Source organism: Stenotrophomonas sp. EMP41, from assembly GCF_047495535.1.
GTDB lineage: Bacteria > Pseudomonadota > Gammaproteobacteria > Xanthomonadales > Xanthomonadaceae > Stenotrophomonas > Stenotrophomonas sepilia.
In genome coordinates, this window is record NZ_CP179923.1 from 2,763,116 (window position 1) to 2,786,211 (window position 23,096).

21 protein-coding genes are annotated in these 23,096 nt (G+C 66.3%); 7 read left to right on the plus strand and 14 right to left on the minus strand.

The annotated features are described in order from the left end of the window. Positions 1 to 27 precede the first annotated feature (27 nt). Positions 28 to 1,362, minus strand: coding sequence for a 23S rRNA (uracil(1939)-C(5))-methyltransferase RlmD (rlmD, locus tag ACMGRF_RS12770; protein WP_049413033.1), 1,335 nt, complete (start codon positions 1,360 to 1,362; stop codon positions 28 to 30). A gap of 127 nt (positions 1,363 to 1,489) precedes the next feature. Between rlmD and ACMGRF_RS12775 the strand changes: the two genes are divergently transcribed. Continuing rightward, positions 1,490 to 2,218 (plus strand): response regulator, encoded by a 729-nt coding sequence (locus ACMGRF_RS12775; RefSeq protein ID WP_049413068.1) that lies wholly within the window; start codon positions 1,490 to 1,492, stop codon positions 2,216 to 2,218. A 698-nt stretch (positions 2,219 to 2,916) separates the two neighbouring features. Here the strand turns inward: ACMGRF_RS12775 and recO are convergent. The 9 genes from recO to rpoE form a co-directional block, all read right to left on the minus strand. Beyond that, on the minus strand, positions 2,917 to 3,636 hold the full coding sequence (recO, locus tag ACMGRF_RS12780; protein WP_049447075.1) for a DNA repair protein RecO: 720 nt from the start codon (positions 3,634 to 3,636) through the stop codon (positions 2,917 to 2,919). 18 nt (positions 3,637 to 3,654) lie between these two features. Continuing rightward, on the minus strand, positions 3,655 to 4,551 hold the full coding sequence (gene era / locus ACMGRF_RS12785; protein ID WP_005410599.1) for a GTPase Era: 897 nt from the start codon (positions 4,549 to 4,551) through the stop codon (positions 3,655 to 3,657). After that, on the minus strand, positions 4,548 to 5,228 hold the full coding sequence (gene rnc / locus ACMGRF_RS12790; protein ID WP_014038085.1) for a ribonuclease III: 681 nt from the start codon (positions 5,226 to 5,228) through the stop codon (positions 4,548 to 4,550). Before rnc ends, era begins: the two co-directional genes overlap by 4 nt. After that, positions 5,218 to 5,601: a DUF4845 domain-containing protein gene (locus ACMGRF_RS12795; protein ID WP_014038086.1), complete on the minus strand. Its 384-nt coding sequence runs from the start codon at positions 5,599 to 5,601 to the stop codon at positions 5,218 to 5,220. The genes rnc and ACMGRF_RS12795 overlap by 11 nt, the downstream gene beginning before the upstream one ends. 37 nt (positions 5,602 to 5,638) lie before the next feature. After that, positions 5,639 to 6,433, minus strand: a complete 795-nt coding sequence (gene lepB, locus ACMGRF_RS12800; protein ID WP_014038087.1) for a signal peptidase I — start codon at positions 6,431 to 6,433, stop codon at positions 5,639 to 5,641. Between the two features lie 54 nt (positions 6,434 to 6,487). Continuing rightward, on the minus strand, positions 6,488 to 8,281 hold the full coding sequence (gene lepA / locus ACMGRF_RS12805; protein ID WP_049416245.1) for a translation elongation factor 4: 1,794 nt from the start codon (positions 8,279 to 8,281) through the stop codon (positions 6,488 to 6,490). Positions 8,282 to 8,463: 182 nt separating this feature from the next. Next, positions 8,464 to 9,996 carry a DegQ family serine endoprotease gene (locus ACMGRF_RS12810; protein WP_099487554.1) on the minus strand — a complete coding sequence of 511 codons (1,533 nt, stop codon included), beginning with the start codon at positions 9,994 to 9,996 and terminating at the stop codon, positions 8,464 to 8,466. 74 nt (positions 9,997 to 10,070) lie between these two features. Then, the gene (locus ACMGRF_RS12815) at positions 10,071 to 10,952 is read right to left on the minus strand and encodes a sigma-E factor negative regulatory protein (protein WP_414485257.1); all 882 of its coding nucleotides are present in this window, start codon (positions 10,950 to 10,952) and stop codon (positions 10,071 to 10,073) included. After that, positions 10,949 to 11,569, minus strand: a complete 621-nt coding sequence (gene rpoE, locus ACMGRF_RS12820; protein ID WP_049416254.1) for an RNA polymerase sigma factor RpoE — start codon at positions 11,567 to 11,569, stop codon at positions 10,949 to 10,951. The genes ACMGRF_RS12815 and rpoE overlap by 4 nt, the downstream gene beginning before the upstream one ends. 235 nt (positions 11,570 to 11,804) lie before the next feature. Here rpoE and ACMGRF_RS12825 point away from each other — a divergent pair, with 235 nt between their 5' ends. Next, positions 11,805 to 13,868 carry a 3-hydroxyacyl-CoA dehydrogenase NAD-binding domain-containing protein gene (locus tag ACMGRF_RS12825; RefSeq protein ID WP_414485258.1) on the plus strand — a complete coding sequence of 688 codons (2,064 nt, stop codon included), beginning with the start codon at positions 11,805 to 11,807 and terminating at the stop codon, positions 13,866 to 13,868. A 212-nt stretch (positions 13,869 to 14,080) separates the two neighbouring features. Here ACMGRF_RS12825 and ACMGRF_RS12830 read toward each other — a convergent pair whose 3' ends face one another. Next, positions 14,081 to 14,941, minus strand: coding sequence for an IS3 family transposase (locus ACMGRF_RS12830; RefSeq protein ID WP_099485319.1), 861 nt, complete (start codon positions 14,939 to 14,941; stop codon positions 14,081 to 14,083). After that, positions 14,938 to 15,231: a transposase gene (locus ACMGRF_RS12835; RefSeq protein WP_006388655.1), complete on the minus strand. Its 294-nt coding sequence runs from the start codon at positions 15,229 to 15,231 to the stop codon at positions 14,938 to 14,940. The genes ACMGRF_RS12830 and ACMGRF_RS12835 overlap by 4 nt, the downstream gene beginning before the upstream one ends. A 539-nt stretch (positions 15,232 to 15,770) precedes the next feature. On the opposite strand from ACMGRF_RS12835, the gene ACMGRF_RS12840 reads away from it, so the two are divergent. From ACMGRF_RS12840 to ACMGRF_RS12850, 3 genes are all read left to right on the plus strand, one after another. Next, entirely contained in the window at positions 15,771 to 16,634 is an 864-nt protein-coding gene (locus tag ACMGRF_RS12840) for a pirin family protein (RefSeq protein WP_005418267.1), read from the plus strand. 121 nt (positions 16,635 to 16,755) lie between these two features. Continuing rightward, positions 16,756 to 17,475, plus strand: coding sequence for an aquaporin Z (gene aqpZ / locus ACMGRF_RS12845; RefSeq protein WP_049414689.1), 720 nt, complete (start codon positions 16,756 to 16,758; stop codon positions 17,473 to 17,475). 196 nt (positions 17,476 to 17,671) lie between these two features. Then, positions 17,672 to 18,130: a hypothetical protein gene (locus tag ACMGRF_RS12850; protein ID WP_049414687.1), complete on the plus strand. Its 459-nt coding sequence runs from the start codon at positions 17,672 to 17,674 to the stop codon at positions 18,128 to 18,130. A 128-nt stretch (positions 18,131 to 18,258) separates the two neighbouring features. Here the strand turns inward: ACMGRF_RS12850 and ACMGRF_RS12855 are convergent, their stop codons facing one another. Continuing rightward, positions 18,259 to 19,110 (minus strand): pirin family protein, encoded by an 852-nt coding sequence (locus ACMGRF_RS12855; protein ID WP_049414686.1) that lies wholly within the window; start codon positions 19,108 to 19,110, stop codon positions 18,259 to 18,261. A 215-nt stretch (positions 19,111 to 19,325) separates the two neighbouring features. Between ACMGRF_RS12855 and ACMGRF_RS12860 the strand changes: the two genes are divergently transcribed. Then, complete coding sequence (locus tag ACMGRF_RS12860) at positions 19,326 to 21,407, plus strand: carbon starvation CstA family protein (RefSeq protein WP_049414685.1); 2,082 nt, start codon at positions 19,326 to 19,328, stop codon at positions 21,405 to 21,407. After that, entirely contained in the window at positions 21,407 to 21,631 is a 225-nt protein-coding gene (locus ACMGRF_RS12865; RefSeq protein WP_005410613.1) for a YbdD/YjiX family protein, read from the plus strand. Before ACMGRF_RS12860 ends, ACMGRF_RS12865 begins: the two co-directional genes overlap by 1 nt. A gap of 188 nt (positions 21,632 to 21,819) precedes the next feature. On the opposite strand, the gene ACMGRF_RS12870 is transcribed toward ACMGRF_RS12865, so the two are convergent. Then, positions 21,820 to 23,070 carry a DUF819 domain-containing protein gene (locus ACMGRF_RS12870; protein ID WP_049414684.1) on the minus strand — a complete coding sequence of 417 codons (1,251 nt, stop codon included), beginning with the start codon at positions 23,068 to 23,070 and terminating at the stop codon, positions 21,820 to 21,822. Positions 23,071 to 23,096 lie beyond the last annotated feature (26 nt).

Sequence of the window (23,096 nt, forward strand, 5' to 3'; positions counted from 1 at the left end):
TTATGCGCCACGGGTGATGACAGCGGCTCAGCGCTTTTCGAATACCGCGATGCTTTCCACGTGCGCGGTGTGCGGGAACATGTCCATGGCACCGGCGCTGACCAGGGTGAAGCCCTGCTCGTTGACCAGATAGCCGGCATCGCGCGCCAGCGAGCCCGGGTGGCAGCTGACGTAGACGATGCGCTTGAACTGCTTCAGCGGCAGCTGCTGCAGCACTTCGATCGCGCCCGAGCGCGGCGGATCCAGCAGCAGCTTGTCGAAGCCCTGGCGCATCCACGCCGTGCTGCGCTGGTCCTGGGTCAGGTCGGCGCTGAAGAACTGCGCGTTCGCCAGGCCGTTGCGCTCGGCGTTCTCACGCGCACGCGCGACGAGGCCGGCATCGCCTTCCACACCCACCACTTCACGCACACGGCGGGCCAACGGCAGGGTGAAGTTGCCCAGGCCGCAGAACAGGTCCAGCACGCGCTCGTCCTCACCCGGCTGCAGCAGGTCCAGGGCGTGGGCGATCATCTTCTCGTTGAGCTTGGCGTTGACCTGGATGAAATCCAACGGGCGGAACGCCAGCTCGACATCCCACGGCGCCAGCCGGAACGACAGCGCCACGCCCTGCCCGTCCAACGGCTGCACGGTGTCCACGCCACCGGACTGCAGGTAGATCACGAACCCATGCTGCTGGCCGAAGGCGGCCCAGGCAGCGCGGTCGGCATCGCTGAGCGGCCGCAGGTGGCGCACGGTCAGCACCACCGCCTGGTCACCGGCGATGAATTCGATCTGCGGGATGTCACGCTTTCCATCGAGCGTTTCGATGAAGGTGGACAACGCCTCGACCTTGGTGCCGATCTCCGGAATCACGGTCAGGCACTGGCTGAGGTCGGCGACGAAACGCGGATCCTGTTCACGGAAGCCGACCAGGGTCTTGTCCTTCTTCTCGACCCGGCGCACTGAGAAGCGGCCCTTGCGGCGGTAGCCCCAGCTCTCGCCGACCAGCGGCGCAAGCACGGTGCCCGGCTTCACATGGCCGATCCGCTCCAGGTTATCCATCAGCACGCGCTGCTTGGCGACGATCTGCTGGTCTTCGTCCAGGTGCTGCAGCACGCAGCCTGCGCAGGTACCGAAATGGGGGCACTTGGGGGTCACCCGCTGCGGCGAGGCCTGCAGCACCTCCAGCGTGCGCGCCTCGTCGAAATGGCGGCTGCGGGCAGTCTGTTCAGCCATCACCACCTCACCGGGCAGGGCGCCGCTGACGAAGGTGACCTTGCCGCCCTCGCCTTCACGGCGGGCGACACCGCGACCATCATGGCTGAGGTCGAGGATCTCGGTCTGGAACGGGGTACGGTCGGTGCGGGAGCGGGATCGGGCCACGTGGCAACAGGCTGCGGGCAAAAATGGGGGCGTATTGTCGCAGATCCTGACCGATGGGGCCCGGACCCGCTTGCGCCCGTGGCCGCCGTGCTTGATGATTGGGACAGCTGACATGGAGGCAGCCCTGATGCAGATGACCCCGCGGGCCGCACGGCCCCGCTTCCTGCTTGTCGAGGACGACATCATCAGCCGCGGTTTTTTCAAGGCGGCGTTGGAAACGTTACCGGCGGATGTGGACACCGCAGATTCCCTGGCCAGTGCCCTGGCCAGTGCCGAGCCCGGCTCGCATGACCTGTGGCTGATCGACGTCAACCTGCCGGACGGCAATGGCGCGCAGCTGCTGCGCGAGCTGCGCCGATCACATCCGGACACGCCGGCGCTGGCGCATACCGCCGACGGCGATGCCAACATCCACGCCCGCCTGCGCGAAGCCGGCTTCAGTGACACGCTGGTCAAGCCCCTCGGACGCGACCAGCTGCTGAAAGCGGTGCGCCGCGCCCTGGTCAACAGCCCGGCGGGAATTTTCGTGGCGCAGGCCCCGGCCGCCGTCGAACTGCAGGTGCAGGACTGGGACGAGACTGCGGCGTTGGCCGCGCTCAATGGCCAGCGCAACCACCTGATCGCACTGCGCGAACTGTTCCTGGCCGAGTTGCCCGGTGTGCGCGACGCGGTCGAGCAGGCGGTGGACCAGCACGACGAGCGCCAGCTGCGCAGCCAGTTGCACCGGTTGCAGGCGAGCTGTGGCTTCGTGGGGGCGGCCCGGCTGGGCCGGGCGGTGCGCCAGCTGCATCATGCACCGGAATCCAGGCCAGCCCAGGATGGGTTCCGCGCGGCGGTGGCGGCCCTGCTGCATTGAGGACTGTTCGGCAGGGCTGCGCCCTGCACCCGCAGATGCTTCAAGCCAGAGCAACACCAAAGGCCAGGGCCAGAGCGGCTCTGGCCTTCTGCTTGTTGGGCGGGCCGGTGTGGGTGGGCAGGACACGCCGTAAACCCCTCTCCGGGGTCCGGCCCAGCCGCTGGCGGCTGTGCGTTCGGGCGCTTGCGAAGCAGTGCTTCGCAAACAAACCGCCCTCACCCATGGGGGCTCGATGGCGCCTTGCTCGTGTGCGCTGTCCTGCGCACACGGCAAGACCGGGGTTGGGCGTCCTGCCCAACCCGCCCGAGGCATGCCTCGGGCCCATGGCGCCAACGGTCCTGCCCACCCACATCGCCCCACCCCCGACAGATTTCCGGTGACGGTTGGACCATCCACGCCATGGGTGGATGAATTTCTGTCAGGTGTCGAAATCAATCCGGGGTCGGATCCGTTTTCCTGCGGAAAATGGATCCGACCCCACGCCGTTCCGACAGCTCGCAAGAATCTGTCGAAGGCGGGGTGGGTCCGGTTGAGGGGGCGTGAGCCGCATGGATGCGGCGACCGAGCTTACATGGACGTACTTGCAGCGCCCCCCTCAACCGGACCCACCCCGCCATCCCACGGAATGCACGCTGTTGCTGTTGCTGTTGCTTCGGCCTCGGCAGGTGCAGGGCTGCAAGCCCTGCCAAAGCCCCCCCCTACCTGCGCGGCGCGAGCTGCTCGAGCATTTCCCAGGACTTCAGGCCGCGCGGCCCCAGGTGATGGGCCAGCACCCGCCGCATTGGCAGGCGCAGGCTGGCCAGATCGGCGGCATCCGGCTCTTCGTCGGCCGCCAGGGCCAGCAGCGCCGAGCCAGTGGCCGCCGCCCGGCGCTCCCCGCCGCGCTCGCTCAGCAGGCGCTGCGCACCCTCCTGCGGGTCCAGTTCGTACCGCGCCGCCGGGTCGATCGGCTGGCCATCGCTGGCGCTGTCCAGCTCGAAACCCAGGCCCAGCGCAGACAGCAGCTCGCGTTCGAAACGGCGCAGGGTCCAGGCCAGGCCTGCGCCCACCGCCAGCCGCGCACGCGCCTCGCCGTAGGCGAGGTACAGCTCCGGCAGCGGGTCCTGGCGCGGGGCCAGGCGCAGGGTCAGTTCACTCAGGTAGAAGCCGGCCAGCATCGCCTGGCCGACCAGGCGTGGCGCGGCATCCAATGCTTCAGCGCCGCGCAGCTGGGCCAGTTCCCCCCGCTGCTGGGCACTGAAGCGGATCCACTGCAACGGCTGCAGGGCGGCGCGCAGCACCTGGCCCTTGGCAGTGGACACGCCACGCGCAAGCAGGCCGATACGGCCATGCTGCGCGCTCAACACTTCGACCAGCAGGCTGGTCTCGCGGTAGGCCCGTGCATGCAGCACGAAGCCGGTGTCGTCCTCGATCATCATCGAAGCGACCGTCGCGGCTTATTCGTAACCGAAGGCCTTCAGCGCGGCCTCATCGTCAGACCAGCCTTCACGCACGCGCACCCAGGTCTCCAGGAACACCTTGGCCCCGAACAGACGCTCCATCTGCAGGCGGGACTTGGCGCCGATCTCCTTCAGGCGGGCGCCGCCCTTGCCGATCACGATGGCCTTCTGGCCTTCACGCTCGACCCAGATCACCGCACCGATGCGCAGCAGGTTGCCGTCCTCGGTGAAGCGCTCGATCTCGACAGTGGTGGCGTACGGCAGTTCCTCGCCGAGCTGGCGCATCAGCTGCTCACGCACCAGTTCACCGGCCAGGAAACGCTGGCTGCGGTCGGTGATCTCGTCCTCGCCGAACATCGGCGGGGCTTCCGGCAGCAGCTTCAGCACGTCGCGCACCAGCGCTTCCAGGCCGTTGCGCTTCTGCGCGGAGATCGGATGCACGGCGGCGAAGTCGCGACCCTCGGTCACCTGCTGCAGGAACGGCAGCAACGCGCCCTTTTCCTTCAGGCGATCGATCTTGTTGACCACCAGCACCACCGGGATGCCGGCGTCGCGCAGCACGTTGAACGCCAGGCTGTCCTCTTCATCCCAGCGACCGGCTTCGATCACCAGCAGGCCGGCATCGACGCCTTCCAGCGAGCCACGCGCGGCGCGATTCATCACCCGGTTCATCGCCCGCTTCTGCACCTTGTGCAGGCCGGGGGTGTCGACCAGCACCAGCTGGCCTTCCGGATAGGTGGCGATGCCCAGCAGGCGATGGCGCGTGGTCTGCGGACGGTTGGAGACGATGCTGACCTTGGCGCCGACCAGGGCATTGGTCAGGGTCGACTTGCCCACGTTCGGGCGGCCGATGACGGCCACGCTGCCGCAATGATGGGGAGTTTGTTCGCTCACTTGGAATCCAGTTGTTCTAGGACGGCCGCAGCCGCCTGTTGTTCGGCAAGCCGCCGCGAGGCGCCTTCGCCCTCGGTGCTGGCGGCCGGGTCGGCTACGTTGCAGCGTACCCGGAAGTGCTTGGCGTGGTCGTCACCGGATTCTGACACCAGTTCATACTGCGGCAACGCCTTCTGTCGGGCCTGCAGCCATTCCTGCAGGCGGGTCTTGGGGTCCTTCTCGGGCCGGCCGGAGGCCGGCAGTGCCTCGATCGAAGCGCTGAACCAGGGCAGTACCACCGCCCGGCAGGCCTCGAAACCTGCATCCAGGTAGATCGCAGCCACCACGGCTTCCACCGCGTCGGCCAGGATCGAATCACGACGGTGGCCACCGGACTTCATTTCGCCCGGGCCCAGGATCAGCCGCTCGCCCAGTTCCAGGGTACGTCCAATCACCGCCAGCGCGCCCTCACGCACCAGTTCGGCGCGGGCACGGGTCATCGCGCCCTCGTCAGCCTTGGGCCAGCGTCGGTACAACGCCTCGGCCGCCATCATGTTGACGATGCTGTCGCCCAGGAATTCCAGGCGCTCGTTGTGTGGCGCACCGGCGCTGCGATGCGTCAGCGCCTGCTTCAGCAGCGCCGGGTCGCGGAAGGGATGACCGATCAGGTCACCACGTTGGAAAGGTTTATTCGGCACCGCTTCGGGTCAGGTCCTGGGATGAATCGAATTTGCCAACCACATCCAGGTTGCCGACCAGCGGACGGCGCACTTCGTAGTTGACCTTGAGGGTCCAGCCATTGTCGCGACGGTCGAACTTCACGTTGGCCGGCTTCACGTTCTCCGAGTAATTGATGTACAGGCGCTTGAAGAACAGATCCTGGATCCGGGCCGGCTCCATGCTGCCCACGCCCGGCTCCTTGGCCAGGCTCTTCATCGCCGAGCGCACCGCGTAATACTCCTGGTACATCGGGAACAGCTTCATGCCGATGTAAAGGAAGAAACCGACCACGATCAGGACCGCCAGGAACGAGGTCAGGGTCATGCCACGCTGCGTGTTCATCGTCTTCATTGCGTTCTCCCCAGATACGCGTTGGATGTGAAGGTACTCAGTTGATGCTCGAGCCGATCCGCGACGGCTCGAAGCCATCCTTGCAGAACCAGCCCTGGCAGTTCAGCCAGATCAGGAAGGCCTTGCCGCGCAGGTTCTCTTCCGGCAGCAGGCCCCAGAAGCGGCCATCGTCACTGTTGTCACGATTGTCGCCCATCACCAGGTACTTGCCGGCCGGTACGGTCCACTGGCCCTGGCCGCGTGGATAGTCGGTCTCCAGCACGGTATGGGTACGGCCCGGCAGGTGCTCGACCAGCAGGTTGGCGCCCTCGCCCTGGCCCTTGTGGCCGGCGTAGATGCCCTTGTTGTCGTACTTCAGCGGTTCGCCATTGAGGATCACGCCGTCGCCTTCGAAGACCACGGTGTCACCCGGCACGCCGATCACGCGCTTGATGAAGTTCTCGCCCTTGGCCGGGTCGTTGTCGCTGTGGCCGGGGAAGTGGAACACCACCACGTCGCCGCGCGACGGCTCGCCGAAGGGGACGATCTTGGTGTTGCTGATCGGCAGGCGCAGGCCGTAGGAGAACTTGTTGACCAGGATGAAATCGCCGATCAGAAGGTTCGGCATCATCGAGCTGGACGGGATCTTGTACGGCTCGGCGATGAAACTGCGCACGATCAGCACGATCGCCAGCACCGGGAAGAACGCTCGCGAGTAGTCCACCAGCACCGGCTCGGAATCGAGCAGGCCCGCACGCTGGGCGCGACGCTTGGCGAGGTACAGCTTGTCGGCGAGCAGGATCAGGCCCGAGGCCAGGGTCAGCACGACCAGGAGGATCTCAAACAGTTTCATTCAGGGTCCTTTGCAACGTCACCAGACGACCGGCCCCGCGAGGCCGGTGCGGGCTTACTTGTTGTCCATCTGCAGTACGGCCAGGAACGCTTCCTGCGGGATCTCCACGCGGCCGACCTGCTTCATGCGCTTCTTGCCTTCCTTCTGCTTTTCCAGAAGCTTCTTCTTGCGCGAGACGTCGCCACCATAGCACTTGGCCAGCACGTTCTTGCGCATCGCCTTGACCGTGGTGCGGGCGATGATCTGCGAGCCGACGGCGGCCTGGATGGCCACATCGAACATCTGCCGGGGGATCAGGTCCTTCATCTTCTCGCACAGCTCGCGGCCGCGGCGGTCGGCGTGGCTGCGGTGCACGATCAGCGACAGTGCGTCGACCTTGTCACCGTTGATCAGCACGTCAACGCGCACGAACGGGCCAGCGTCGAAGCGCACGAAGTGGTAATCCAGCGAGGCATAGCCACGGCTGACCGACTTGAGCTTGTCGAAGAAGTCCAGCACCACCTCGGCCATCGGCAGCTCGTAGCTGATCTGCACCTGGCTGCCCAGGTAGTTGATGCCGATCTGGCTGCCGCGCTTTTCTTCGCACAGCTTGATGATGTTGCCGATGTACTCCTCGGGCGTGAGCACGTTGGCGCGGATGATCGGCTCGCGGATCTCCTCGACCTGGTTCACCGGCGGCAGCTTGGCCGGGTTGTCCATGTTGATGATCGAGCCGTCGGTCTTCAGGACCTCATACACCACCGTCGGCGCGGTGCTGATCAGGTCCAGGTTGTATTCGCGTTCCAGGCGCTCCTGCACGATCTCCATGTGCAGCATGCCCAGGAAGCCACAGCGGAAGCCGAAGCCCATTGCTTCGGAGCTTTCAGGCTCGAAACGCAGCGCGGCATCGTTCAGGCGCAGCTTGTCCAGCGCTTCGCGCAGGTCCGGGTAGTCCTCGGCATCGACCGGGAACAGGCCGGCGAACACGCGCGGCTGCATTTCCTGGAAGCCCGGCAGCGGCTTCGGTGCCGGATCGCCGGCCAGGGTGAGGGTGTCGCCGACCGGCGCACCATGCACGTCCTTGATGCTGGCGGTGACCCAGCCCACTTCACCGGCACGCAGCGCCGGCAGCACCTTGCGCTTGGGAGTGAACACGCCGACGTTGTCGACCTGGTGGTTGCGGCCGGTCGACATCACCTGCAGCTTGTCACCGGCCTTGATCTCGCCCTGCATCACGCGCACCAGCGAGACCACGCCCAGGTAGTTGTCGAACCACGAGTCGATGATCAGCGCCTGCAGCTTGTCGGTGTCGCGCGGCACCGGCGGCGGGATGCGATGGACGATCGCCTCCAGCACGTCCTGCACGTTGAGGCCGGTCTTGGCACTGACCGGCACGGCGTCGGAGGCGTCGATGCCGATCACGGCCTCGATCTCGGCCTTGGCGCGCTCGATGTCGGCGGTGGGCAGGTCGATCTTGTTGATCACCGGCACCACTTCCAGGCCCTGCTCCACTGCGGTATAGCAGTTGGCCACCGACTGCGCTTCCACGCCCTGCGCCGCATCGACCACCAGCAGCGCGCCTTCGCAGGCGGCCAGCGAGCGGCTGACTTCATAGGAGAAGTCGACGTGGCCGGGGGTGTCGATGAAGTTCAGGTGATAGGTCTGCCCGTCCTTGGCCAGGTACGGCAGTGACACCGATTGCGCCTTGATCGTGATGCCACGCTCGCGCTCGATGGGATTGGAGTCGAGCACCTGCGCTTCCATCTCGCGGGCCTGCAGGCCACCACAGAGCTGGATGATGCGGTCGGCCAGCGTGGACTTGCCGTGGTCGACATGGGCGATGATGGAGAAGTTGCGGATGTTCCGCATCGAATCAGAAGACATAGGTGGCGGCGGCGCGCGGCGTCGTCAGGGTAACGGTCGATTATCGCATGCCCGGCGCCCGGCCGCGAAAACTGCCTCATCGGACCGGGTCCAGAACGGACGAAGCCCCGCCGGGGCGGGGCTTCGGGGGGCGGGGCAGGCACCGCCGAAGGCGGCCCGGCAGGGCCTTACTGGCCGGCCTTGACCGCCACGAAGGCGCTGTTGCCGTTGGCCGTGCGGACCAGCAGCATCACCACGTCGTCCTTCTTGAAGCTGGACAACGCCCGGTTCAGGGCATCCACGCTGCCGACCGCAGTGCGGCCGACCTGCAGGATCACCATGCCCGGCGACAGGCCGGCATCGCGTGCCGCCTGGCCCTTGACCCCGGTGATGCGCACGCCTTCATTGCCGTTGAGCCCCAACTGCTTGCGCTGGGCCGCGTTCAGGTCGCTGACGTCCAGCCCCAGCAGGGCGTTGGCACCGGTCTGCGGAGCCGCCTCGCCACCGCCAGCCGACGGCCCGCGGGCATTGGCCTGCCCGTCTTCGCTCAGTGCGGTCAGCGTGGCACTGAGCTCATGCGGCTTGCCGTCGCGGTAAACCACCAGGTTCACCTTGCTGCCCGGCGCCATCGCACCGATCAGCGGCGGCAGGTCGGACCAGCTGTTGACCGCGCTGCCGTTGACCGAGCGGATGACGTCGCCCACCTGCACGCCGGCCTTGGCGGCCGCACTGCCGGCCACGATCTGGTTGACCAGCGCGCCGCGGCTGTCCGGCAGGCCCAGTCCCTGCGCCTTCAGCGAATCGATCGGTTCGACCACCGCGCCGAGCTGGCCGCGGGTGACCTTGCCGCTCTTCTTGATCTGCTCGACCGCGCTCATCGCCAGGTCGATCGGGATCGCGAAGCTGATGCCCATGTAGCCGCCGGAGGCCGAGAAGATCTGCGAGTTGATGCCGACCACTTCGCCGCGGGTGTTCAGCAGCGGACCACCGGAATTGCCCTGATTGATCGCCACGTCGGTCTGGATGAACGGCACGTAGCGCTGGTCGGGCCCCCCCGTGCTGCGACCGACGGCGCTGACCACGCCGGCGGTGACGGAATGGTCGAGGCCGAACGGCGAGCCGATCGCGACAACCCATTGGCCCGGCTTGAGGGTGTTGGAATCACCCACGCGCACGGTGGGCAGGTTCTTGCCATCGATCTTGAGCAGGGCCACGTCGTACTGCTGGTCGCTGCCCACCACCTTGGCGGTGAACTCGCGGCTGTCGCCCAGCTTGACCTTCACCTCGCTGGCGTCGGCCACCACGTGGTAGTTGGTCAGTACGTAGCCATCGGGCGAGATGATGAAGCCCGATCCCATGCCACGCCCCTTGATGCTGGGACCGCCATCCTGCCCACCCGGCCCCTGCCCTGGCATCGGGAAGTCAGGGCCGAAGAAGCGGCGGAAGAACTCCGGCATGTCATCGTCGCCCATCGGGCCGCGCGAGGCCTGGCGGTTGTTGCGGACGATGGTGGTGTCGACGTTGACCACGCCCGGGCCGACCTGTTCGACCAGGTTGGTGAAGTCGGGCAAGCCACTGACCAGCGGTTGTGCAGGCGCCCGCGGCGCCGCGGCCGGCGCAGGCTGGGCCGGGGCGGCAGGCGCAGGCGCCTGCGCGCAGGCCACCAGGGGAAGGGTCAGGGCCAGCAGGCCAAGGGCCTGCGTGCGAAGTCGGGGAGTCATCGGACGGCAACCTCCGGGTCGGATGGAAAGAGGAATACGGGCCCCGCCGACGGCGGGGCGTGAAGGCGCCCGGCTCAGTCGCGCGGGCGCGGCGGCACCGGCAGGTCGTCCTGCAGGCGCGGCTCGAACGGGTAGAACGCGGCACCGCCGGCGCGGGCCGGGAAACTGGCATTGAGCGCGCCGCCTGCGGTCGGCGCCAGGCTGGAGCGCGGCCACGGCCGGGCCTGCAGCCCGCTGACCTCACCGAATGGCAGGTTGCGGTTGGCGTTGACCGGTACGGTCGGGGCCAACGGTGCCTGCACGGCGGCGATGGCGCGCTGCGGAGCGTCATCGCGCTGGGCGGCACGCGCGGCCTGCTGGCTGCGGGTTGCACTGGCGCGGCGGGCGTCCTGGCGACGGCTGGAAGCGGCCATCGCCACAGCCGGCGCCGCCGCCACGGCCATCGCGGCGGTATCCACCGATGCTTCGGTCACCGGGGCCGGCGAGGTCGGCGCCAGCGGCAGTTCCGCCTGGCTGGCGATCACCTGGGGGGCCAATGGCTCGCCGGGAGTGGCCTCCTTCAGCTTCTCGCCCCCCATGAACAGGGCGACCGCAGCAACCGATGCGGCCAGAGCCGCGCCGCCGCCCCAGGCCCGCCAGCCACTGCGACGCACCTGGCGACGCGGCTCGGCCTGCGGCGTCGGCTCGGCCGCGATGGCGGCAGCCACGGCGGCGCTGAACCCGGCCGGAGCCAGTGCCGACGCCTGCCCGCGCATCACGTCGCCCAGCAGCTGCCAGCGCTCCTGGCAACCGGCCAGCTCGGGGTCGTGCTCCATCCGGCGCAGCAGGAAACGCGCTTCATCGGCGCCCAGCTCGCCATCGACCAAGGCCGACAGCTGCTCGCGATGGCGCTGGTCCAGGCGCTGCCCGGCGGGCGATTGATGGTTCTGCGATTCGTTGAACGGGTTACTGGTCATACGCGGCTCTTCTCACGGGTGGCGCTGCCGATGTCCAGCAGCGGCCGGAGTTCGGTGTCGATCGCCTCGCGCGCCCGGAAGATCCGTGAACGCACCGTGCCGATCGGGCACCCCATCTTCTGCGCGATATCCTCGTAGCTCAGGCCTTCCACCTCGCGCAGGGTGATCGCTGACCGGAGTTCTTCCGGCAGCGCGTTGACGGCCCTCATCACCGTCTGTTCCAGCTCCTGGCGCATCAACTCGCGTTCGGGCGTGTCGGTGTCACGCAGGCGCGTACCACTGTCGAACTGTTCGGCATCGCCGATGTCGATGTCATCGGTCGGCGGCCGTCGATTGTGTGAAGCCAGGTAGTTCTTGGCGGTATTCACGGCGATTCGATGCAACCAGGTTGAGAACTGGGCATCGCCACGGAAACTCCCGATCGCGCGGTAGGCACGGATGAAAGTGTCCTGGGCGACGTCCTGACATTCGCTCCAGTCGGCGATGTAGCGACCGACCAGGGCCACCACCCGATGCTGGTACTTGCGCACCAGGACATCGAAGGCGGCACTCTCGCCGTGCTGCACGCGCCGGACCAGTTCCAGATCCAGCTCCTGTGGTGTATCAACCTCGGCCATGAGGGGCCGCACTCCTGTCAGCCCAACCGACGTCGGGCAATGAGACTGCCAATCCCGGGAAAAGTTCAGTCGCCGATCACCTGGCGCCGCACCAGCTTTTAACCACCGTTCCGTTAGCGTCCCGGTCCATGGCCATGGATCCGGGGGCGCCACTCCCCTGCTATTGGGATTTGACGCGAGGGAAACAACCTCTGGATCATAGCCGCTTCTCCATACACAACCGGATGGAACGTCCATGCTTTCAGGCTTCGATGGTCTCCGCTTCAGCCACTGGCACCCCGAGATCCGCGACGACGGCGTGGTGGTTCTCTCCCTGGATCGTCAGGACAGCAGCGTCAACGCGATGTCGCAGGACGTGCTGCTGGAGCTGGGCGACCTGCTTGAGCGCATCGCGCTGGACCCACCCAGGGGCGTGGTGGTCCAGTCGCTGAAGAAGGCCGGCTTCATTGCCGGCGCCGACCTGAAGGAGTTCCAGGAATTCGACCGTCGCGGCACCGTCAACGACGCGATCCGTCGTGGCCAGGCCACCTATCAGAAGCTGGCCGAGCTGCCCTGCCCCACCGTGGCGGCGATCCACGGCCACTGCCTGGGAGGCGGCACCGAACTGGCGCTGGCCTGCCGCTACCGCGTGGCCTCCAACGACAGCAGCACCCGCATCGGCCTGCCGGAAACCCAGCTGGGCATCTTCCCGGGCTGGGGCGGCAGCGCCCGCCTGCCGCAGTTGGTGGGCGCTCCCGCAGCGATGGACATGATGTTGACCGGCCGTACCCTGTCGGCCTCGGCCGCGCGTGGCATCGGCCTGGTCGACAAGGTGGTGGCGCCGGCGGTGGTGCTCGACACCGCCGTCGCGCTGGCCCTGTCCGGCACCACCCGCCCGTTCAAGCAGCGCGCGACGGCATGGGCCACCAACACCTGGCTGGCACGCCGGCTGCTGGCGCCGCAGATGGTCAAGCAGGTCGCACGCAAGGCGAAGAAGGACCAGTACCCGGCACCGTACGCGCTGATCAGCACCTGGCAACGCAGTGGCGGCAAGCCGATCCAGGCGCGTCTGGACGCCGAGCGGCGCGCCGTGGTGAAGCTGGCCAGTACACCGACCGCGCGCAACCTGATCCGTATCTTCTTCCTCACCGAGCGACTGAAGGGCCTGGGCGGTGGTGATTCCGGCATCCGTCACGTGCACGTGGTCGGCGCCGGCGTGATGGGCGGCGACATCGCCGCGTGGGCCGCTTACAAGGGCTTCGAGGTGACCCTGCAGGACCGCGAGCAGCGCTTCATCGACCCGGCCATGGAACGCGCGCAGGCGCTGTTCGTCAAGAAGGTGCGCGACGAGAGCAAGCGCCCCGCCGTGGCCGCACGCCTGCGTGCCGACCTGGAAGGCAATGGGGTTGCCGAAGCGGATCTGGTGATCGAGGCGATCATCGAGAACCCGGAAGCCAAGCGTGCGCTGTACCAGACGCTGGAACCGAAGATGAAGCAGGATGCTCTGCTGACCACCAATACCTCGTCGATCCCACTGGTGGAACTGCGCGATCACATCCAGCGCCCGGCGCAGTTCGCCGGCCTGCACTACTTCAATCCGGTAGCGCAGATGCCGCTGGTGGAAATCATCCACCACGATGGCATGGCGCCGGAGACCGAGCGCCGCCTGGCCGCGTTCTGCAAGGCGCTGGGCAAGTTCCCGGTGCCGGTGGCCGGCAGCCCGGGTTTCCTGGTCAACCGCGTGCTGTTCCCGTACATGCTGGAAGCCGCCACCGCCTACGCCGAAGGCATCCCGGGCCCGGTGATCGACAAGGCCGCAGTGAAGTTCGGCATGCCGATGGGCCCGATCGAACTGATCGATACCGTCGGCCTAGACGTGGCCGCCGGTGTCGGCCGCGAACTGGCGCCGTTCCTGGGCCTGCAGATTCCGGCCGCGCTGCAGACGGTGGAACCGGACAAGCGTGGCAAGAAGGATGGCCAGGGCATCTACACCTGGGAAAACGGCAAGCCGAAGAAGCCGGACGTGGTCAGCGACTACCAGGCCCCTGCCGACCTGGAAGACCGCCTGATCCTGCCGCTGTTGAACGAGGCAGTGGCGTGCCTGCACGAAGGCGTGGTGGCCGATGCGGACCTGCTGGATGCCGGCGTGATCTTCGGCACCGGTTTCGCCCCGTTCCGCGGCGGTCCGATCCAGCACATCCGTGCAGTCGGTGCCGATGCGATCGTCGAGCGACTGAAGGCGCTGCAGCAGCGCCACGGCGACCGTTTCGCCCCGCGCCCGGGCTGGGACAACCCCGTCCTGCGCGAACCGGTGGTCTGAGTTCATCGGCCGGGCCTGCGGCCCGGCACCCGCAGAGGCAACGTCAAGTTCCACAGCAGAAGCCAGAGCCAAAGCGGCTCTGGCTTTTCTGTTTGTTGGGCGGGGCGGTGTCGGGTTGCGGGGACGCCGTAAACCCGTCCTTGGGGGCTTGGCCGCGGCATCCATGCCGCGGACTGATCTGGCCCCCTGAAAACGGACGCCATGAAGCCGTTTCAGGCGGCAGCCCGGAGCTGCCGGGCATAGTTGTTAGGCGAGTGGTAGCCCAGCGCCGAGTGTAGCCGGGCTGGATTATAGAAGCCGTGGATGTAAGCAGCGATGGACTGGCTGGCTTGTTCCCTACTGGCGTAAGGCTCGGCAGCCTCTTCTGTCTTGAACGTCGCAAAGAAGCTCTCGGCCACTGCGTTGTCCCAGCAATTGCCAGGCCGGCTCATGCTTTGGACCACGCCATGGGACTGCAGCAGCTGGCGAAACTCGTTTCCCCAGTACTGCCCACCACGATCTGAATGGAAGATCAGGCCGGGTCGTTGTGGATGCAGAGCCCAAGCATTGGCAAATGCTTTCACCACCAGCTCTTCAGTCAGACGCTTGGAAACGCTGTAGCCCAGCACCTGCCGGGTCTGGACGCTGATGACCACGGCCAGATGCAGCCATCCCTGGCGGGTGGGGACATACGTGATATCCCCGACCCACGCCGTCGGTCCGGTTCCGGGGGCAAATTGCCGATCCAGCAGGTTGGGAGCGAGCTGAGATGAGCCGCCAGAGGATTGGGGTCGGAATCGGCCTTTGGTCTTGCCCTGGATTCGCTCCTCGGCCATTAACCGTGCCACGCGCTTGTGGCCGACTGGATGATTCCTGGCTCGTAAAGCCCTGACCAGCCGACGTCGCCCATAACTGCGCTTGCTGGTCACATGAATGGCCCGAAGCTCGGTACGGAGGGCCGAATCGACATCGCACGTTTGGGCACACTGCCGGCGCAGGTAGTCATGGAATCCAGAGACAGAAACCCCAAGAACCCGACACAACAACCTGGTCGGGTAGTGAGTCCTTTGACTGGCGACGAAGGCGTACCTCACTTGGACTCTCTGGCAAAGAACGCCGCCGCTTTTTTTAGGATTTCCCGCTCCATCTTCAGATTGGCGTTCTCGGCCCGAAGGCGGCTGATCTCGCTTTCCAGGTCGGTGGCTGGCCTGCGAGCCTCAGAGGTCAACGACCGGCCAGCACGGACCGCGTCAAGCCAATTTGCCAGCGTCTTGACCGACATCTCCAGCTGACGGGCCGCTGCGGCCGGCCCGAGCGACTCGGCCAGCTCCACGGCTTGGTGCTTGAACTCATCGGTGTAGCTACGACGGGTGATACGGGACATAAGGGGCCTCCAAGTGCGATCAAAGTATCGCTTCTTGGCGTCCGCTGACGGGGGGCCAGATCAGACACCCCGCAACCCGACACCGCCCCACCCCTGACAGTTTCCCGGTGACGGTGGGTGAACTGCGATGGCTGTAGGTGTCGACCTTGTTCGGCACGGATCATTACGAACTGGTGGGTGTCGACCTTGGTCGACACCAGGAGCGAAGCGACCCGCGTTTGATTTTGATTTTCTTTTTTCTTCTCCGTGGCTGGACGCACACGGAAACTGTCAGAGGTCGGGCGGGTGGGTTGCGCAGGACCGTTGGCGCCATGGATGGCGCCATCGAGCCCCCATGGACGGGTTTACGGCGTGTCCTGCGCAACCCACCCGCCCGGCCAAGCGCGGCTTTTGATCTTGCTTCCGCCTTCAGCGACCACCCCCACAGCCACGAGGGGCTGCGCCGTTGGCTGGAACAACCTGTTACCCATACGGGGAATGCCCCCGTCACAGCTGCATGCGATGCTGACCGCCTGATCCCTGCCAGCGAGAACGCCCGCATGACCACCATCATCGCCCCGCGCGTGCACGACATCGGCGGCCTCGAAGTCCGCCGCGCCGTCCCCACCCTGCAGGCCCGCAGCATCGGCTCATTCGTGTTCGTCGACCAGATGGGCCCGGCACTGATGCACCCCGGTACCGCCATTGACGTGCGCCCGCATCCGCATATCGGCCTGGCCACGGTCACCTATCTGTGGTCGGGCGCCATCGGCCACCGCGACACGCTGGGCTCCGATCAGGTGATTCGCCCCGGTGACGTCAACTGGATGACCGCCGGCCGCGGCATCGCCCATTCCGAACGCACGCCACAATCGGACCGCGACCATGACAACCCGATCCACGGCATGCAGACCTGGGTCGCGCTGCCGAAGTCGCACGAGGAAATCGAGCCGGCGTTCTATCACCATGCCGCTGCTACCCTGCCCGAGCAGCGCCGCAAGGGTGCCTGGCTGCGGGTGATCGCTGGCCGCGCCTATGGCGAGGAATCGCCGGTGAAAGTGTTCGCCGATACGCTCAATGTGGCGATCGATCTGGACCCGGACGCGGAAATCGACATCGACGACGGCCACCGCGAGCGCGCGTTGTACATCCTTGAAGGCGACGCGCAGTTGGATGGCGTGGACATCCCCGCGCAGCACCTGGTCATCCCCGAAGCCGGCGCACGCGGCCGCCTGCGCGCGAAGACACCGGTGAAGGCGATGCTGTTCGGTGGCGAGCCGCTGGATGGCCCGCGCCACCTCTGGTGGAACTTCGTGTCCAGCTCGAAGGAGCGTATCGAGCAGGCCAAGCACGATTGGGAGGCCGGCCGCTTCGGCACCATCCCCGGCGACGACAAGGAGTTCATCCCGCTGCCGCAGTACTGAGCATCGCGTGTTGCACACATCCGAGGGTGTATTCCTGCACCCGGCGTTGACGCTACAGTCACCCGCTGATCATTGAAATGTGACATAAATCACACTTTCGACCGTCAAAGGAGTGCAACACATGAGCATGGGTAAACGCTTGTGCGCCGAGTTCCTCGGCACGTTCTGGCTGGTTCTGGGGGGCTGTGGCAGTGCAGTGCTGGCCGCCAAGTTCGGTGGTGACGGCAATCCGCTGGGTATCGGCTTCCTCGGCGTGGCGCTCGCCTTCGGCCTGACCGTGGTCACCGGCGCCTATGCGTTCGGCCATATCTCCGGTGCGCACTTCAATCCGGCGGTCAGCGTCGGCCTGTGGGCTGGCGGCCGCTTCCCGACCAAGGACCTGGTGCCGTACATCATCGCCCAGGTTGCGGGCGGCCTGCTGGCCGGCTTCATCCTGCTGCAGATCGCCTCCGGCGCCAGCGGCTTCGCCATCGATGGCAGCCAGGCCGGAGCGTTCGCCAGCAATGGCTATGGCGCGCTGTCGCCCGGCGGCTACAGCGTGGCGGCGGCCTTCCTGTGCGAAGTGGTGCTGACGGCGGTGTTCCTGATCGTGATCATGGGTTCCACCCACGGCAAGGCACCGGCCGGGTTCGCCCCGCTGGCGATCGGCCTGTCGCTGACCCTGATCCACCTGATCAGCATCCCGGTCACCAACACCTCGGTGAACCCGGCCCGCTCCACGGCCGTGGCCTTTTTCGCCGGCAGCGGTGCGGTCAGCCAGTTGTGGCTGTTCTGGGTCGCCCCGTTGCTGGGCGGCGCGATCGGCGGCCTGATCTACAAGTGGATCGGCAACGACCGCTGATCCCCGCAGCAACCATTGCGGCCGACCCTCGGCCGCAATGGTTGCGCTTGCAACCGCGAATTGTGCGATTGCTCACGTTCCGTTAAGGTTGAGTTGACCGTCCGTGCACATGCGGGCGGGGTGGCGTCCGGGGATGGGATGCCATGGTCGCCGGCTCTGCTGGCGAAGCCAACCAATTCATCACCTTGGGGGATGCATGAAGTTCGTGCCTGTCATGTTGTCGAGCCTGCTTTTCGCTGCGGCCCAGGCCGCCGCGCAGGCGCCGTCCGAATGTCCTTCGCTGCCGGCCAGCAGCGGTCTGCAGTGGCAGCAGCAGGTGCAGGCCGATTTCCTGGTCTGCCGCGCCAGCACCCCTGATGGCCGCGAAGTGCTGAGCCTGATGCTCAGCGCGCGTGATCCGTCCATTCCGCTGAACCGCTCGCTGCGCCAGGAAAAAGGCAGCTTCGGCGGCGAATCGCTGTACTGGTACCAGCCCGACCTGGGCGGCCAGCAACCGCCGGGGTATGCCGAACGGCGCATCAGCGTGGTCAAGCTCGACAAAGGGCGATACGCGCAGATTTCGCTGTATCCGGACAGCGCTCAGGAGCTGGGGTCACTGCAACAGCTGGCGCAGGGCATGAGCCTGACCCCGTCGGCCGTGGCCGCCGGCCGCTGAGGATGACGGGGATGACTGCCTGGCAGCATCCCCGCAGCGCGACCCGATCCGACGGTAGTGCCGGCCGCTGGCCGGCACCCCGATCCGCCTCTACGCGAGGCAGTTGCCGGCCAGCGGCCGGCATTACGTCAGAACCTGCCTTCCTGGAAATCGACGAAGGCCTGCATCAGTTCCTGTCGCGTGTTCATCACGAACGGCCCGTGGCGCATCACCGGTTCGCGCAGCGGACGGCCGGCCACCAGGATCAGGCGCGCGCCTTCATTGCCGGCCGAGACGTGCAACTGCTCGCCGCCGCCCAGCACCGCCAGTTCCTGGCGAGCGACGTCGCGCGCGGCGTCCTGCTCACCCACGGTCACGCCACCTTCGAACACGTACGCAAAGGCGTTGTGCCCTTCCGGCAGCGCATAGGTCCAGGCACGGTCGGGCGCCAGCGTGATGTCGAGGTAGAGCGGGTCGGTGGCCGGTTGCACGATCGGGCCATCGGTACCGTCCACGCTGCCGGCAATCACCTTCACCTCCACGCCCGCTTCCGGGTGCACCACGGGAATCCGCTCAGGCGCGAACTCCTGGTACTTCGGCTCGGTCATCTTCTCCTTCGCCGGCAGGTTCACCCACAGCTGGAAGCCACGCATCTGCCCGCTTTCCTGCTCGGGCATCTCCGAGTGCACCAGGCCGCGGCCAGCGGTCATCCACTGCACGCTGCCCGGGGTCAGCAGGCCTTCGTTGCCATGGTTGTCGCGATGCCGCATGCGTCCGTCGAGCATGTAGGTGACGGTCTCGAAACCGCGGTGCGGATGCTCCGGGAAACCGGCGATGTAGTCCTCGGCGCGGTCGGTGCCGAATTCATCGAGCAGCAGGAACGGATCGAGGTCGGGCAGCGTCGGGCCACCGATGACGCGGGTCAGGCGCACGCCGGCACCGTCGGAGGTGGGCATGCCGCGGATGGTCCGCAGCACGCGGACCGGTTCGGGAAAGCTCATGGCGACTCCTGTTGGATGGATGCCACTGAAGATGGACGCCGCACGGCCACACGCCAATGGACGGCGCCGCAACCGATTGTTCCATCCCTGATGTTCGCTGCACGTCAGCACAACAAGCGTACGACCAAAGTACTACCGCCGATTCGTCCTGTGCCAATTGACCCTGTCGAGGGCACGCGGGACTCTTTGACTGTCTTTCCGGGAGAGAGCACCTCATGAAAGGGTTTTCCAAAATAGGCTGGGCGGCCCTCGCCCTGCTCGGCGCCTTCTGTCTGGGCACCGTGGCCCTGCGCCGCGGCGAACACATCAATGCGCTGTGGATCGTCGTCGCCGCGGTTTCGCTGTACCTGGTGGCCTACCGCTTCTACAGCCTGTTCATCGCCAACAAGGTGATGCAGCTGGATCCGACCCGGGCCACGCCGGCGGTGATCAACAACGATGGCCTGGACTACGTGCCGACCAACAAGCACGTATTGTTCGGCCACCACTTCGCCGCCATCGCCGGCGCCGGCCCGCTGGTCGGCCCGGTCCTGGCCGCGCAGATGGGCTACCTGCCTGGGCTGCTGTGGCTGGTGGTGGGCGTAGTGCTGGCCGGTGCGGTGCAGGACTTCATGGTGCTGTTCCTGTCCAGCCGTCGCAACGGCCGTTCGCTGGGCGACCTGGTAAGAGAAGAGATGGGCCAGGTACCGGGCACCATCGCGTTGTTCGGTGCGTTCCTGATCATGATCATCATCCTGGCGGTGCTGGCGATGGTGGTGGTCAAGGCGCTGGCCGAAAGCCCGTGGGGCATGTTCACGGTGATCGCGACGATGCCTATCGCCATCCTGATGGGCGTGTACATGCGCTATATCCGCCCCGGCAAGATCGGCGAGATCTCGGTGGTCGGCCTGATCCTGCTGCTGGCCGCGATCTGGTACGGCGGCAAGGTCGCCGCCGACCCGGTGTGGGGCCCGGCGTTCACTTTCACCGGCACCCAGATCACCTGGATGCTGATCGGCTACGGCTTCGTCGCATCGGTGCTGCCGGTGTGGCTGTTGCTGGCCCCGCGCGACTACCTGTCGACCTTCCTCAAGATCGGCACGATCATCGCGCTGGCCGTCGGCATCCTGATCGTGATGCCGGAACTGAAGATGCCGGCGCTGACCCAGTTCGCCGCCAGTGGCGACGGCCCGGTGTGGAAGGGCGGCATGTTCCCGTTCCTGTTCATCACCATCGCCTGCGGTGCGGTCTCTGGTTTCCATGCGCTGATTTCCTCCGGCACCACGCCGAAGCTGCTGGCCAATGAGGCGCACATGCGCTACATCGGCTACGGCGGCATGCTGATGGAATCGTTCGTGGCGGTGATGGCGCTGGTCGCGGCCTCGATCATCGATCCGGGCATCTACTTCGCGATGAACAGCCCGGCGGCGGTGATCGGCGCCGATGCTGCGTCGGCGGCGCACTACATCACCAACACCTGGGGCTTCACCATCACGCCCGAACAGCTGACCGCGACCGCGGCGGCAATCGGCGAGCCGACCATCCTGCATCGTGCAGGTGGTGCGCCAACCCTGGCGGTCGGCATCGCGCAGATCCTGCACGAAGCGATCCCCAGTGGCAGCGACGCGATGATGGCGTTCTGGTACCACTTCGCGATCCTGTTCGAAGCATTGTTCATCCTGACCGCAGTGGACGCCGGAACCCGTGCCGGACGCTTCATGCTGCAGGACCTGCTGGGCAACTTCGTCCCGGCGCTGAAGAAGACCGAGTCGTGGACCGCCAACATCATCGGTACCGCCGGCTGCGTGGCGCTGTGGGGCTACCTGCTCTACACCGGTGTGGTCGATCCGTTCGGCGGCATCCAGACCCTGTGGCCGCTGTTCGGCATCTCCAACCAGATGCTGGCCGGTATCGCGCTGATGCTGGGCACGGTAGTGCTGTTCAAGATGAAGCGCGACCGCTATGCGTGGGTCACTGCGGTACCGGCGGTGTGGCTGCTGATCTGCACCACCTATGCCGGCTTCATCAAGATCTTCGACAGCAACCCGGCGCAGGGTTTCCTGGCACAGGCACACAAGTTCCAGGCCGCGCTCGCCAGCGACACGATCACCGCACCGGCCAAGTCGGTGGCGCAGATGAAGCAGATCGTGGTCAATGCCTACGTCAACACCGGCCTGACCGCGCTGTTCCTGCTGGTCGTGGGCGCAGTGCTGGTGTATTCGATCAAGACCATTCTCGCGGCACGCCGCAATCCGCAGCGCAGCGACCGCGAGACCCCCTACGTGGCGCTGAAGCCGCATGAAATGGTGGATCTGTGATGAGTACGCAACTGGTTCCCGCCGGCCAGTACCAGGCGCACCGCCGCATCTGGCGGCGCCTGGTGCAGACCGCACGCCTGTGCTGTGGCATTCCTGATTACGACAACTACGTCCGGCATATGCTGGAAAAGCATCCGGACCAGGAGCCGATGGACTACAAGACGTTCTTCCGCGAGCGCCAGGAAGCGCGCTACGGCGGACGCAACGGTGGCCGCTGCTGTTGATGCTCGGGTTCGATAGCGCTGCAGCGGCCTTCGGTAGATCCACGCCATGCGTGGATGAAGACCGCCGCTGATCGAATGGTGTCCGGGGTCAGATCCGTTTCCTCCGGGAAACGGATCTGACCCCTTCTCTGAAATGCATCCACACGTGGTGTGGATCTACGGAAGCCTGACGCCGGGATGGCCCGGACTCAGCCGTTGGCCATCCACTTCAGGATCAGGCCAGTGACATAGGCCAGCCCGGTGCCGGTGGCATAGCCCACCGTGCCCAGCAGCACGCCCACCGGAGCCAGCGTCGGATGGAACGCCGCAGCCACCACGGGGGCCGAAGCGGCTGCGCCGATGTTGCCCTGCGAACCGATCGCGAAGAAGAACAGCGGCGCGCGCAGCAGCTTGGCCACCCCCCACAGCACCAGCACGTGCGTGGCCATCCAGATCGCGCCGAGCAGGAACAGCCACGGCCGATCCAGCAGCGACAACAGGTTCATCTGCATGCCGATGCAGGCGATCAGGAAGTACAGGAACACGGTGCCCAACCGCGAAGCGCCTGCGGCTTCCAGCCGGCGCGCACGGGTGAAGCTGAGGCCCAGGCCCATCGCCGTGGACAGCAGGATCACCCACACGAACTGGCTGTCCAGGCTGAACTGGCTGGCCCAGCTGACGTTGGTCTTGAACCAGCCCGACAGCGGTGCGGCGATGGCGTGGGCCAGGCCGACGCCACCCAGTGCCACGCCGACGATCACCATCAGGTCGGTCATGCTGGGAATGCGCGCGTTCTGTGCCTCGTAGGCGCTGATGCGTGCCTTCATCTCGTCGATGGCGCGGGTGTCGGCCCCGTTGCGGGTATCGATCTGCTGCGCGCGGTTGGCCAGGAACAGCAGGATCGCCATCCACAGGCTGGCGCAGGCCACGTCGACCACGGCGAACTGGCCGAAGGTGGTGGCGTCGGTGCCGAACACTTCGCGCATGGCGACCATGTTGGCGCCGCCACCGATCCAGCTGCCGGCCAGCGCGGCCATGCCGGCCCAGGTATCACCGGCCACCGTTTCCGGATGGATCAGCTTCATCAGCTGGAACGAGACGATGGCGCCGAGCATGATGCCGGCGGTACCGGCACAGAACACGAGCAACAGCTTCGGCCCCAGCTTGATGACGCCCTTGAGGTCGATCGACAGGGTCAGCAGTACCAGCGCGGCCGGCAGCAGCACGTCACGCGCGACCGGGTTGTACAGCGAGGTGTTGTGGCCATCGATGACACCGGCGGTGTTGTAGATGGCGGGGATGAAGTAGCACAGCAGCAGTGCCGGCACCCAGGCGAAGATCTTCTTCAACAGCGGGGTCGGACCACTGGCGGCCCAGAAGATCAGGGCCAGGGTGGCGGCAATCAGGCCCAGTCCAACGATATCGTTGCTGATCAGGGCAGTAGCGGGTTCGGTCGGCATGGGATCCTCTGTCGATCGAAGGAGCG

Excerpts from the sequence above, each read along its gene's own strand:
- ACMGRF_RS12865 (WP_005410613.1), top strand. The coding sequence starts at position 21,407 with ATGAGTACGCAACTGGTTCCCGCCGGCCAGTACCAGGCGCACCGCCGC.
- ACMGRF_RS12855 (WP_049414686.1), bottom strand. The coding sequence starts at position 19,110 with ATGAGCTTTCCCGAACCGGTCCGCGTGCTGCGGACCATCCGCGGCATG.
- ACMGRF_RS12815 (WP_414485257.1), bottom strand. The coding sequence starts at position 10,952 with ATGACCAGTAACCCGTTCAACGAATCGCAGAACCATCAATCGCCCGCC.
- aqpZ (WP_049414689.1), top strand. The coding sequence starts at position 16,756 with ATGAGCATGGGTAAACGCTTGTGCGCCGAGTTCCTCGGCACGTTCTGG.
- ACMGRF_RS12825 (WP_414485258.1), top strand. The coding sequence starts at position 11,805 with ATGCTTTCAGGCTTCGATGGTCTCCGCTTCAGCCACTGGCACCCCGAG.
- ACMGRF_RS12870 (WP_049414684.1), bottom strand. The coding sequence starts at position 23,070 with ATGCCGACCGAACCCGCTACTGCCCTGATCAGCAACGATATCGTTGGA.
- ACMGRF_RS12795 (WP_014038086.1), bottom strand. The coding sequence starts at position 5,601 with ATGAAGACGATGAACACGCAGCGTGGCATGACCCTGACCTCGTTCCTG.
- ACMGRF_RS12840 (WP_005418267.1), top strand. The coding sequence starts at position 15,771 with ATGACCACCATCATCGCCCCGCGCGTGCACGACATCGGCGGCCTCGAA.
- ACMGRF_RS12775 (WP_049413068.1), top strand. The coding sequence starts at position 1,490 with ATGCAGATGACCCCGCGGGCCGCACGGCCCCGCTTCCTGCTTGTCGAG.
- rpoE (WP_049416254.1), bottom strand. The coding sequence starts at position 11,569 with ATGGCCGAGGTTGATACACCACAGGAGCTGGATCTGGAACTGGTCCGG.
- ACMGRF_RS12835 (WP_006388655.1), bottom strand. The coding sequence starts at position 15,231 with ATGTCCCGTATCACCCGTCGTAGCTACACCGATGAGTTCAAGCACCAA.
- recO (WP_049447075.1), bottom strand. The coding sequence starts at position 3,636 with ATGATGATCGAGGACGACACCGGCTTCGTGCTGCATGCACGGGCCTAC.
- ACMGRF_RS12810 (WP_099487554.1), bottom strand. The coding sequence starts at position 9,996 with ATGACTCCCCGACTTCGCACGCAGGCCCTTGGCCTGCTGGCCCTGACC.
- ACMGRF_RS12860 (WP_049414685.1), top strand. The coding sequence starts at position 19,326 with ATGAAAGGGTTTTCCAAAATAGGCTGGGCGGCCCTCGCCCTGCTCGGC.
- ACMGRF_RS12850 (WP_049414687.1), top strand. The coding sequence starts at position 17,672 with ATGAAGTTCGTGCCTGTCATGTTGTCGAGCCTGCTTTTCGCTGCGGCC.
- lepB (WP_014038087.1), bottom strand. The coding sequence starts at position 6,433 with ATGAAACTGTTTGAGATCCTCCTGGTCGTGCTGACCCTGGCCTCGGGC.
- lepA (WP_049416245.1), bottom strand. The coding sequence starts at position 8,281 with ATGCGGAACATCCGCAACTTCTCCATCATCGCCCATGTCGACCACGGC.